Genomic DNA, 13,545 nt, shown 5'->3' on the forward strand with positions numbered 1-13,545 from the left:
ATTGCAGCTCATAATTTAACAAGCTAATTCATCGATTAGTAATAAACAAGAATATTAAGACAAATTAAAAGTAAGCATCAGATAATATATTTAGTGATATAATAAAAGATATTTAAAATTTATATATGATAAAATCAAATTAAAAAACATAATATAAATAATTTATAAATATACTATAAGTGCTATAATATAAAAAATAATCAGTTTTCTTAAGTATTAAAATTACTAATGCTTAATATATTGACGTAATTCACGAATGATAGGATCAATAGCCTCATCCGGATTAGTAAACCAATCTACAGACCAAATACGTCGAATTTTCCAACCCATTCTCTCTAAAACTTCCTGTCTAAGACGATCTCTATCTCTTGCAGATTTAGCAGAATTATAAACTGCTCCATCACATTCAATACCCATTAAGTATTGTCCTGGATTAGATGGATCACGCACAGCAACATCAAGGGAAAATCCCATATTTCCAAGTTGAGAATCACAACTAAAACCTTCTTTTTTAAGTTTAGCCATTACAGATACAGCAAAATCAGTATCTTGTTTTCTATCAATATCTTTAGAAGAATGTTCCATGAATCCTGTCTCAGCAAAACGCAAAAAGTCACGCATTACACGAACTCCACGCTTCGAATCTATATCAACCAAAACATCTAAATATCGCATTGTACTAAAAACATTGATTCGTTTTCTAGCACGAGTAAACATAACATTAAGACGTCTCCAACCAATATCAGAATTAATAGGACCAAAACGTTGAAAAACACGCCCTCCTGCCTCACTTGGGCCATAAGTAAATGAAATAAAAATTGTATCCCGTTCATCTCCTTGAACATTTTCTAGATTTTTAACAAAAAACGGATCCCGATGAACTCGCAACTTACTAATAGCTTGCTCTACTACAATATCATTACGACATAATTTATTGATTGCATTCTCAATCTGATCACGCTGCTTAGCATTCATTGCAACAACCCCTAAAGATTCTTGAGGATATTTAATTGCATGTTCTTTTACGGCTAGCGCTATAACTTTAGCTTCTTCAGGATTACACTGATCTATCATCTTGCCATTTTTTATATGAGTAAAATCGATTCCATACATATCTGCATTAGTATAAGGAGATGGAAAAACGATTAGATCATTGTCATAAAAATGATAATTCGAACAAGCAATAAGATTTTCATTGAGCGATCTATAATGCCATTGCAATCTACGCATTGAAAATAAAGGCAATAAAGCATCTAAAATACTCTCAGTTTGACTGACTGCTGCGATATCCTCATCATAATCTTCCTGATCGTCGCTATCATGATCAAAGAATCTAGTAGGGGGTAGCTGTTTAGGATCTCCTACGACAACGATTTGTTTGCCGCGAGCAATAACACCTAAAGCATCTTCTGGTTTAATCTGAGAAGATTCATCCATAATGACAAGATCAAACTGTATATCCCCAGGTTCCAAATAGCTAGCAACAGACATAGGGCTCATCATAAAACAAGGCTTCAATTGCAATAAAGAATTCTTAGCCCTAGAAATTAATTGTCTAATTGGAATATTACGCGCCTTTTTACCTAATTCACTGCGAATTAAAGATAACTCAGTATAATCAGACTTACGCCCTCCTGAAATTCCTTGAATAATCTTTTGATTTCCAATTACGCTCGCAATACGCGTTCTTTGATGCAATTGCAAACTCTTGTCATATTCACGAAATCTTTTCTGCTTAGCAGAAAATTGCACACCTGAATAATGCATCAAATGTGGTTTATCAGTAAAAATCTCATGAGCGAGTTGATTATATATAACAGCAAGCAGACATGATTCTAATTGTTTAACACCAATAGTATTATCAAAAACCGCTTCTTGAATCGAATGCAATCCATTATCTTGCATATCTTGAACCATATGCATTAAATTTATCCATCCATTTAACCATCTAGGCTTATTAACAGCATCTTCATTACGTGCAATTAATTTTACAAGATTATCATCACAACGTGAAATCCATTGTGATATATCAAGTTGCGTATCCTGTATAAATAATTCACGCTTATCAATCTGTTTTTGCCAGATGTTTTTTAAATTTTTTAAATCTTTTAATAGATTGTTATAAGAATTACGATCATGTACATGACTAATACCTATCAGCAAAGCATCAAACAATACATTTTGTTTTATAGAATTTGCAAATTCTAATGTGCTATTAATTATAGCAAAACACCGAGACGTCTCTTTATCGTATGCATTAATAACACTAGGTCTAACATCTTTCCCGAACAAACTTATGATTACAGATCTTTCTTCCAAATCAAATCTTTGTTTCTGTATTGTATGTAATTGCTGTCCTATCTCTTTAGCATCTCGCAAAATAATATCATCCCCTTTAAACCAAGCTTGTAAAGGCGAGAAAGAATCAGATAACCTTTTAATAATAGGAATGAAAATATTGTTTTCGCCAATAAACATGGCAGAAAGATCTTGAAATACTTTTTGTTGTGGCAATATTTTTTCAATTTCAAGAATACTATCAAGAACACTAGTTATTTTCTTACTTAATCCATCAGATTGAAGTTTCTGAATGCCTTTGAAAAGTTGGCTATCTATTATTAAAAATCTATCGGCTGGTACAACAGATAGTCCAGGATTATCACGCCAAACTTGCCGTACCCTGCGATACCAATTCCTTATTTTTTGTAGAGCGATAACGTCAGTTCCTAAACCTTGATAATGCTCTCCTAAAATGTTACCAAAATTTCTCTTTTCAAGTTTATCCCTCTCAACAACAAATTGATAAGCACTTGGCAAATTTGCGTAAAGTGACTTCCAAGAAATACTAGGATTTTTTGCCAACTCAAGAAGAGATTTTTTAGCATTTTTCCATGAAGCATTAAATGATGAAAACAATCCTGATGAATGTAGTTCCTTGTTCAGTCTTTGCAAAACTTCCGCACTAGGAAGTTTTTTTATTTTAAAAATATCACGTAAAGATTCTTGGAGAACCTTCAAAGAATCTAGCCTTTCAGATAACTCTTCTAGTGTAGAATCTATAGCATCATTATCAAACAAGCTATCTCTATAACGCAATAATGATACGGGTAATTCAACGGCTAAATCCATCAACAACACAATATTTTGGAAACCTTGCCTATTAGCAACAATATTTTTAGAAAAAGACGGCGGGAAATTTTGTATTAATTCTGAAAATAATGCCCAATATTTATCACAAGATGCCATTATCTCCTGCAAAGAAGATATAAGAACGCTTATATCTCCTAAAGAAATATCGGCACTAATACCAAATTCTTTGCACAAATCGGCAAAAACTGGTACATCATCAAATTTCCTTAAATCATCTAATTTCTTAGTAAATAAATAAGGCTTAATATTAGAAAAATTATCTCGTATATGATTAAAATCATCTATCCATTTCTGAATAGAGGCTATGGATTCATCATCAAATTTTTTAAATGCTTCAAAATCAACAGATTTAGATAAAACAGGCATTTTATCAGATTCAAGCAAAAGTTGCTCTTGCCAGCACAATAAATGCTGCATCTTATCCGTAATAGCATATCTATCCATAAAATTGTAATAATTTTTCTGCCAATCAATAAGTGTAGATTGCCAATTTCTTAATGACGAAATAGCATTACGATAATTTAATACATGAATTTCTGAGCTATGTACACCATACCAAGGATGACTAGTTAATTCCATATTTTCGCCAGCCTGTTTATGAAATTCCATAACAGAATCTTTAAACGTTTTCACTTGATCTTCAAGACGAGATCTATATAAACGATCTGCGTTTTCTCCAGATAAACCTTTTATATGTAACTGTGCAGGATCTAATTTTAATTCACAACGATATCTAGAAGCTCTCATCAAAATCTGATTAATAGTTAATTCACTTTTTTTCCAAATTTGATTTATCTCATGAGCATAACAATTTAATTGTAATTTTAATTCTTCATATCGGGCAATTTCTGTGTCAATTTCTTTCGGATTTTCTTTTATATTTCTATTATCAATTATCTTGCGAAGATCCTCAATAACAGCACGTTTATGTGCTTTATGACTATGCAATTCTAAACAAAAATCTCCTAATCCAGCTTTTGCCAAACGTTGTTTTACTACTTCAATTGCAGCCATTTTCTGGGCACAAAAAAGAACTTTTTTGCCGTGCAACATAGCAGTAGCAATAATATTTGTAATAGTCTGTGATTTCCCTGTTCCAGGAGGACCTTCAATAACTAGATTCTTACCATTAATAACATCAATTAAAGCACTATGCTGAGAACTATCAGCATCATCAATTAAAGGAAAATTATGATGAATATCTTCTATTTCATCGATTTTATACTCTGTATCTTTGTTAGATCCTATAGTATCTTTATCATTATCCGAAGACTGAGCAATAAAAAGACGCTGAATTATCTCGTGATTAAGTATACTATCTTTCCCCTCAGGCCAACGGACATAATCAAGGTCAAGACACATCAACATCTTACTAAAGTTTAATAATCCTAAGACACCATAACGTCTAATTGCCCAATGTGATTTGCTTTTGTCTATAATATCCTGAATTTGAATAAAGTAGTCTTCCGGCCACATACCCTCTGTAATAGGAGGTAAAATAATACCAAAATCGCTTTGTAATTTTTCTTTTAAAGATAAATTTAGAAGTATTTCCTCACCTGTATAGCGCAAGTGATATTGACTTATCCCTGGCTGAGAAGCTAAATTACCTTTTTCTAAAGACACTGGTATTGTAAAAAGCGGAGCTAATCTTGGATTTTCATAATCGTCCGCTTCATACCATTCTAAAAAACCTAAAACAATATAAAGTATAGAAGTTCCAGTTTCCCTTATAGAGCTTTGTGATTTCTCATTTATTGATCTTAATACAACATCCAAATTATCAGGAAAATAAAAAGTCTGTATCTGATTATCAGACAAACGAATCTGAAAATGACGTGGTTTTAAAGGAGAACCATCTCTTATAGAACACTGAAAATCCTCTAAATCCTTATAACCGTAATTTTGGACAATAGAAGTTAATTTATTTAAGCTAAAACCTATTTTCCCTTCTAAATCATTGATATTAATTAGAGAATTATTCTCTTTTATATGCTTAATAACTACGTCTCTTACCCTTTTAATAGTCTCATAATTATTCTCTTCATCATCGAATTTATACTCCATAGGCAAATCATAATTTACATTAACACATAATCTATCAGCCCATAATTGTTCATCTATAGGTCGAAAATCACCAGAAGATGAAAGATTATATTCTTGAATCTCTTTGCGAGTTGGCATAGGAATCGTTGCAAATTTCATCACATCTTCTCTAAAAATTTGCTGATATAGCTGATTAGGAGATGTATTAATAATTCGCAACGCATATAAATTTTGATTTATTGGGAAATTCAATAGCTTATTTCGCACAGTACGATCTAAAAGTTTGCGTCGCATATCCTCAAGAGATTGAAGCACATATTTTCTTTTAGAGCTATCAATCCGAACTTTCTCGTCCATAAAATATCCTTATAAGAATAATTATAATCCGAATGCATTTAAAAACAAAAAAATGTTTAAAAGAAACATAATTATTGCATAGATTATAAAGTTTGTTTTCTTAGATACATAATACAAAAATAAAGAAAAAACTTTTCCTCAACTAACAGTTCTCTAAGAATAAGTAATATTAAAGCATTACTATTTAAAATAGATAATGCATAATACACAGCTTATATTTTAATTTCTAATCCCCATATTTATGTAATATAACAACAACTTTATTAAGGTTATTAAATTAAATTTTACATGTTTTATGAACATGAAAACCTAATTTTATATTTTTATAATATGAAATTACAAATACAATATGTATATTCATAACTATAGTATTAAAAAAAACAAAATATATTCGATATTATATTATTAAAATTTACACTATTTTACCAAAAATATTCTTAAAATCCTAATATTTTATTGAAATATCGATTATATCAGGAAAAAAATACAAAAAACATATTTAATACAACGATTTGATGATATAATTTGTAGCAATGAAAAATATAGAATTTATTAAGGATAATAAAATGAGTTCTAATGAAATTCCAAAAAATAAAATTCAAAAAATACCCGCGAATAAAAATAACAATTCCATCAATACAGCAAAAAAAAACAATGATCTAACATATATAAAAAACGATATACGAGATATAAAAATCGATATAAGAGAATTTAGAGCTGATATTTATTGCGAAATGAAAGATGCAAGCACAGTTTATTCTATATTAAAAAATGGTGATACGAGAGTACTTTCATCTATACAAACATTAATGGATGTTATTGAAGAAAATTCTGATAATAGTAATAAAAAATTAGAACAAATCACAAAAGAATTAAAAAAAACCAGAATATTTTTAATCTTATCAATATTAACAATTATTATATTAAATTTATTAATATTGATATATTAAAATAAAATTATAGATACATTTGTATTATAATATTATTAATTGTCAAAATAAATAAAAAATATTTTATTAATCTTAATTGTAAATATATAATATGTTTATATATAAACATGTTCTAATTAAGAGTTTAGCAAATTAAATATCGTAACTAATGTAATTTTTTCTGAAATAAAAATATTTATTTTTATGAGATTGTTTATAATATTAATTATGACTATGAGAAATATGTTAGATTAAGCATATATTGCAAATAAACTCCTAATAATACATTTAAGGAATATAAGATGAACATTACTTTAAAAATCATTTATATTATTTTGACATTATATGAGAAAACTCTGTTAATACGATTTATATTTTCTTTTCTATACGACTATAACGTGTTCAATACATCAAACTCATTAGTTAACTTAATAAGACAATTTCTATTTAAAATAACAGATCCTCTTTTAAATCTAATTCGACAGAATATTCCAATAATTAAACAAAATTTTGGATATATTATAGATCTATCACCTCTTTTGGCTTTGATTATAATATATACACTTCAATATCTATTGAATAATATGATTTATTGGGATGTTTTTATTTAAAACTAATGTTTATAATTGATGTGCAAATTATCTCTAATGCAAAACGAAGTGGATTAGTATCACTTAAAATTCTACAAAACAGTAGTGTTTATATTAAAATCAAAGTAAATTCACCTCCAGAAAAAGGCAAAGCCAATCAAGAGATGATAAAAATGCTCTCTAAAATATTATCAGTTAAAAAGTCTTCCATTAAAATTATATCCGGAGAACGTATTTCATCAAAAAAACTTCATATTGATGCAAATAAAAAAGATTTAATGGAAATTCTAGAACAACAAATCTAATAACTATTTAGTATATCTATTAATAGCAGATTCTATTAACTTGTGCGCAACATCAATTCCTTCCCAACCATCTAATTTACTCCATTTTCCAGAATCAAGATCCTTATAACTTTTAAAAAAATGCTCTACTTTTTGTAAAAATGCGTTAGGAATATCCTTATAGCTTTTAACTGAATCATATAAATTTGTTATATGTTTTGATGGCACAGCTATGATTTTTTCGTCCATACCTCCATCATCTTCCATTTTCATTACACCAATAGGACGTGCACTAATAACAGCGCCTGGTAATATAGAATCTGCGCTATATATAATAACATCAATAGGATCCCCATCATCAGATAATGTATGAGGAATAAAACCGTAATTTCCTGGATAAAACATAGAAGTAGAAATAAATCTATCAACGACAAGACGGCCGCTATTCTTATCCATTTCATATTTTATAGAATGACCACCTAGTGGAATTTCGATCAAAACATTTACATCAGTTGGAGCATTTATACCAATAGATATCTCATCTAATTTCATAAAATCTTCTCCTATATTATCATGAGCATGCTGCATTTAACTAAAAAACATCATCCATTGCGATATCTAAAATATATATCCTAATTAAACAAAAAATATAAAGATAATTTAAATAATTATAGCTGCATTATAATAATTTATTCAGCAATTAATATCAAAAACCATAAACTGAATCTAACGTCTTCCCTTGTCTTTTGCGTTCATTAGGATCTAAATATATTTTCCTCAAACGAATAGATTTAGGTGTTACTTCCACCAGCTCATCATTTTCTATCCAAGATAAAGCCTGTTCTAAAGTCATCTTAGTAGCTGGAACCAGTTTGACAGCCTCGTCTTTCCCTGATGCACGCATATTAGTTAATTTTTTACCCTTTAGAACATTTACTTCTAAATCATTGTCTCGAGTATGAATTCCAACTATCATCCCTTTGTATACTTTATCACCTGGCTCTACAATCATAGATCCACGATCCTCTAAATTAAATAAAGCATATGCAACTACCTTACCTTCATCATTAGACAATAAAACACCATTAGTACGCCCACCTATTTCACCTTTATAGGGACTATAAGAATGGAACAATCGATTCATAACAGCCGTACCACGAGTATCAGTCATCAATTTTGACTGATATCCAATTAAACCACGAGTAGGAGAAAGAAATACAAGACGAACACGTCCAACACCGGAAGGGCGCATTTCCATGATTTCAGATTTATACAAAGTCATTCGCTGTACAACTGATCCGGAATATTCTTCATCGACATCAATAACTACTTCTTCAATTGGTTCTAAAATCTCATCCCCTTCCTTTTTCATCACCACACGAGGACGAGAAACAGCAAGCTCAAAGCCTTCACGACGCATAGTCTCAATCAAGACAGAAAGTTGTAATTCCCCTCGTCCAGATATAAAAAAAGAATCTTTAGAGCTACTTTCTTCAACTTTTAAAGCTACATTACCTTCTACTTCTTTAAAAAGACGATCTCGTATCATACGACTCGTTACCTTATCTCCTTCAATACCAGCAAAAGGAGAATCATTAACAAGAAAGGTCATAGTTACAGTTGGCGGATCAATAGGTTGAGCTTCTAATTGTTCAACAACTGATAAATCACAGAAAGTATCAGCAACAGTAGCTTTAACTAATCCAGCTATAGAGACTATGTCTCCTGCAGATGCCTCATCAACTGGTTGACGCTCAATACCACGAAAAGCAAGTATTTTAGAAATACGCCCATTTTCTACTAAAGAACCGTCAGGGCTTAAAGCCTTTATGTTTTGATTAGATTTAACAATACCAGAATGAATACGACCAGTTATAATACGACCTAAAAATGGATTTCTTTCTAAAATAGTGCCTATCATCTTAAATTCTCCCTCACCAATAACTGGTTCAGGAACATGTTTAAGTATAAGATCAAAAAGAGGAGCTAAACCCTGATCTTGTGTACCATCAGGCGAATCACTCATCCATCCAGCACGACCAGAGCCATAAAGAATAGGAAAATCAAGTTGATCATCATTCGCATCTAAAGATGCGAATAGGTCAAAAACCTCATCTACAACCTCATCAGCACGAGAATCAGATCGGTCTATTTTATTAACAACAACTATTGGACGAAGGCCCACTTTTAAAGCTTTACCGACAACAAACTTAGTCTGAGGCATTGGACCTTCTGCTGAATCAACTAGAACAACAACACCATCTACCATAGACAAAATACGCTCAACCTCACCACCAAAATCAGCGTGACCAGGAGTGTCAACTATGTTAACACGCACTTTCTTCCATACAACAGAAGTAACCTTTGCAAGAATAGTAATACCACGCTCTTTTTCAAGGTCGCTAGAATCCATAACACGTTCAACAACATGCTGATTATCACGAAAAATTCCAGACTGCTTAAGAAGCTCATCAACCAATGTTGTCTTCCCATGATCTACGTGAGCAATAATAGCAACATTGCGAATTTGCATATATTTTATATCTTTCTACTTTATAAATCTAAATCATCTACATTAAGGATAAATATACCTAATACACATATATTCAGATTAAATCTTTAAAATTTTTATCATGAAGATCAAAAACGACGATACAATCAATCAGATTCTGACTTAATTATATTTAAATATTTTTTACGCCTAGCAATAGTACGCAAGCGCAAAGCATGCAACTTTATAAAACCCTCAGAATCTTTCTGATCATACGTATCCGCATCGTCTTCAAAAGTTACGAGTTGATCAGAATACAAAGATCTATCACTTTTGCGGCTAACAACTATTACATTACCCTTATAAAGTTTTAATTCAACACTACCCTCTACGCATTCTTGGCTCTTATCAATTAATGCCTGCAACATCTCTCGTTCAGGAGAAAACCAAAAACCTGTATAAATAATCTCAGCATATCGAGGCATTAAATCATCTTTTAAATGACTAGATCCTGCATCCAAACAAATTGACTCAATAGCACGATGTGCAGCAATTAGAATAGTACCTCCAGGAGTCTCATATATCCCTCGAGATTTGATGCCGATAAATCTATTTTCTACCATATCAATTCTACCAATACCGTTAGAACAGCCGTATTGGTTTAATTTTTCCAACAATATCTCCGGCTGCATAAATTCACCATTAATAGAAACAGCATCTCCATTTTTAAATCCAATATTAATAAAAGTTGAAATATCAGGAGCTTTTTCAGGAGACATAGTAGTCTTATATACGTATTCTGGCGCCTGTTGCGATGGATCCTCAAGGATTCTACCCTCAGAAGAAGAATGTAATAAATTAGTATCAACTGAAAATGGAGCCTCTCCCATTTTATTTTTATCAATAGGGATCGCATGTTTCTCTGCAAACTCAATAAGATCATGCCTACCTTTAAATGACCAATGCCTCCACGGAGCAATAACTTTGATATCTGAATCCAATGAATAAGCTGATAATTCAAAACGAATCTGATCATTCCCCTTGCCAGTAGATCCATGTGCAATTGCGTCTGCTCCTATTTCATTAGCTATATCAACTAAATATTTTGCAATCAAAGGCCGAGCAATAGCAGTTCCTAACAAATAGCATCCTTCATATAAGGCATTAGCTCTAAACATGGGGAACACAAAATCACGAACAAACTCTCTACGCAAATCTTTAACATAAACCTCTTTTGCGCCAAGCAACCTAGCTTTATCACAAGCTATTTGTAACTCTTCTCCCTGACCAAGATCAGCTATAAACACCACTACTTCTAAGCTCTTCTCTACTTGAAGCCACTTTAATATAATAGAAGTATCCAGACCTCCTGAATAAGCAAGAACCACTTTTTTAATATTTTCAGACAAAAAAAACCCCATCTATATATCAAAAAAAACCACAATAAAAGACAATATTCAAATGAACATCTTGCCTACATCATACCCACATATAAAAAAGCATTCATTATTAGCAAAACAAGTAAATATAATCAAAAACGACCATATCTTCCTCCCTTATATTCTTCAAAAGAAATACATATTTAAATAGGAGAAAAAACAAACATGACGTAGCAATAGAATAAAAATCTCTCATAAATTAGGATAAAATATTAAAAAACAAATCAAAAATAATAAATCACTTTGCCTTGCTGGCTCTATAATCCATATCTTTCCCCTTTGCATCAAAATCCCGATCAACAAATTCGATTACGGCCATTTGAGCATTATCACCATGACGGAAACCTGCCTTCATAATTCGCAAATAACCTCCAGAGCGTTCAGCATAGCGAGCGGCTATAACACCAAATAATTTAGAAACCACACCAACATCTCTAATTTTAGATATTGCTAAGCGCCTAGAGCTTAGATTTTGTTTTTTTCCTATAGTAACAAGCTTTTCGACGATTGGACGTAATTCCTTTGCCTTTTGAAGCGTAGTCACAATTTGCTCATGATGAATCAGAGAAACAGCCATATTCGCAAACATAGACTTGCGATGACTAGAAGTCCTATTTAACTTCCGTCCACTCACAGCGTGGCGCATCACATACCTCCTATTTTATTTAATATAGTTATCTCTAATTTAACACTTATCTTCATACTGTTTAGCCAACTCTTCTACATTTTCTGGAGGCCAATCTGGCAAATGCATGCCAAGAAATAGCCCCATTGTTGCCAAAACACTCTTGATTTCAAATAGAGACTTCCTACCAAAGTTAGCCGTACGAAGCATTTCAGCCTCGGTTTTTTGAATCAAATCGCCGATATAAACTATGTTATCTCCTCTCAAACAATTTGCAGAACGAACTGAAAGCTCTAATTCATCTACTTTTCTCAGCATAGCAGGGTTGAAAGGAAGACGATCAACGTCCATATCTTCTTTTTCTTCTTTTTTAGGTTCTGCAAAATTTATAAATACACTTAACTGATCCTGAAGAATACGAGCAGCAAATGCAACAGCATCTTCTCCACTTATAGAGCCATCAGTATCAATAACCATACTTAATTTATCATAATCAAGAACCTGCCCTTCACGAGCGCTTTCTACTTTATAAGAAGCTTTCTTAATTGGAGAATACAATCCATCTATAGGAATTAAACCAATAGGATCATTTTCAGATTTATTATACTGAGCAGGCACATAACCATGACCTTTAGAAACCGTAAGCTCTATACGAACAACCGCATCTATATCAAGATTACAGATAACATGATTTGGATTAAGTATCTCGATGTCATTGACAGTTTGTATATCTCCAGCAGTAACCACACCAGGACCACGCTTAAATACAGTAACTTTTCTAGAAGCATCACCCGACATCTTTAAATTAATCCCTTTAATATTAAGGATTATATTTGTCAGATCTTCTCGAACTCCCTTTATAGAGGAAATCTCATGCAAAACACCATCAATCTGAACAGCAGTTATAGCCGCACCTCTCAAAGAAGAAAGCAACACACGACGAAGAGCATTCCCTAAAGTATTTCCGAAACCACGAGGAAGAGGCTCTGCAACCAGCATCGTCCTATTTTCTTCTTCATTTTCAAGCACTTTAAATTCAATGTTGCTCGGTTTAATTAATTCTTGCCAGTTCTTCTGGATCATATCCATTAACCTTCTTTCAATCTCTAATAATCAGTATAAACATCCAGACAACACCATATTAAACAGAAACTATTATCCGAAGAGGAGTTAAATGCGACGCCTTTTACGTGGACGACACCCATTATGAGCTATCATAGTAATATCACGAATTGATACAATAACAAATCCTATTGCTCGCAAAGCACGCATAGCAGAGTCACGTCCAGCACCTAATCCAGTGACTTTAACCTCTAGCAAAGACATACCATGAGCCTGAGCTTTCTTTGAACAATCCTCAGTCGCAACTTGAGCAGCAAATGGACTGTTTTTACGAGATCCAGAAAACCCCACAACCTTAGGAGAGGACCACGCAATAGTATTGCCATGAACATCCGTTATGGTAATTCTAGTATTATTAAATGTCGATTCAATATAAGCAATCCCAGAAGTGATATTTTTTCTCTCACGATTCCGAATGCGCACAGGCTCCACCTTAGGCATAAGACCTCCTATCAATCACATAAAAACGCATCAAAAAGATAAACAAATTTAACTCCCATATAAAAAATAGT

The 13,545-nt window shown here is 32.0% G+C and carries 10 protein-coding genes; 3 read left to right on the forward strand and 7 right to left on the reverse strand.

Annotated features, from left to right (window positions below):
- Positions 1-225: 225 nt before the first annotated feature.
- The gene (hhe, locus tag LAM_RS04435) at positions 226-5,553 is read right to left on the reverse strand and encodes a DUF4011 domain-containing anti-phage protein Hhe (protein ID WP_007557063.1); all 5,328 of its coding nucleotides are present in this window, start codon (positions 5,551-5,553) and stop codon (positions 226-228) included.
- A gap of 566 nt (positions 5,554-6,119) precedes the next feature.
- Between hhe and LAM_RS04440 the strand changes: the two genes are divergently transcribed.
- The 3 genes from LAM_RS04440 (at position 6,120) to LAM_RS04450 (ending at position 7,377) form a co-directional block, all read left to right on the forward strand.
- Positions 6,120-6,503 carry a hypothetical protein gene (locus LAM_RS04440; protein ID WP_007557061.1) on the forward strand — a complete coding sequence of 128 codons (384 nt, stop codon included), beginning with the start codon at positions 6,120-6,122 and terminating at the stop codon, positions 6,501-6,503.
- 281 nt (positions 6,504-6,784) lie between these two features.
- Entirely contained in the window at positions 6,785-7,093 is a 309-nt protein-coding gene (locus LAM_RS05635; RefSeq protein WP_007557060.1) for a YggT family protein, read from the forward strand.
- Positions 7,094-7,113: 20 nt separating this feature from the next.
- Positions 7,114-7,377, forward strand: coding sequence for a DUF167 domain-containing protein (locus LAM_RS04450; protein WP_202949924.1), 264 nt, complete (start codon positions 7,114-7,116; stop codon positions 7,375-7,377).
- A gap of 3 nt (positions 7,378-7,380) precedes the next feature.
- Here LAM_RS04450 and ppa read toward each other — a convergent pair whose 3' ends face one another.
- From ppa to rpsK, 6 genes are all read right to left on the reverse strand, one after another.
- Complete coding sequence (ppa, locus tag LAM_RS04455) at positions 7,381-7,908, reverse strand: inorganic diphosphatase (protein WP_007557058.1); 528 nt, start codon at positions 7,906-7,908, stop codon at positions 7,381-7,383.
- 154 nt (positions 7,909-8,062) lie between these two features.
- Entirely contained in the window at positions 8,063-9,889 is a 1,827-nt protein-coding gene (typA, locus tag LAM_RS04460) for a translational GTPase TypA (protein WP_007557057.1), read from the reverse strand.
- 125 nt (positions 9,890-10,014) lie between these two features.
- Positions 10,015-11,256 carry an argininosuccinate synthase gene (locus LAM_RS04465; protein WP_007557056.1) on the reverse strand — a complete coding sequence of 414 codons (1,242 nt, stop codon included), beginning with the start codon at positions 11,254-11,256 and terminating at the stop codon, positions 10,015-10,017.
- Positions 11,257-11,524: 268 nt separating this feature from the next.
- Positions 11,525-11,932, reverse strand: a complete 408-nt coding sequence (gene rplQ, locus LAM_RS04470) for a 50S ribosomal protein L17 (protein ID WP_007557055.1) — start codon at positions 11,930-11,932, stop codon at positions 11,525-11,527.
- Between the two features lie 39 nt (positions 11,933-11,971).
- Positions 11,972-12,994 (reverse strand): DNA-directed RNA polymerase subunit alpha, encoded by a 1,023-nt coding sequence (locus LAM_RS04475; RefSeq protein ID WP_007557054.1) that lies wholly within the window; start codon positions 12,992-12,994, stop codon positions 11,972-11,974.
- 87 nt (positions 12,995-13,081) lie between these two features.
- Entirely contained in the window at positions 13,082-13,474 is a 393-nt protein-coding gene (gene rpsK / locus LAM_RS04480) for a 30S ribosomal protein S11 (protein WP_007557053.1), read from the reverse strand.
- Positions 13,475-13,545 lie beyond the last annotated feature (71 nt).

The organism is Candidatus Liberibacter americanus str. Sao Paulo (assembly GCF_000496595.1).
Taxonomy (GTDB): domain Bacteria; phylum Pseudomonadota; class Alphaproteobacteria; order Rhizobiales; family Rhizobiaceae; genus Liberibacter; species Liberibacter americanus.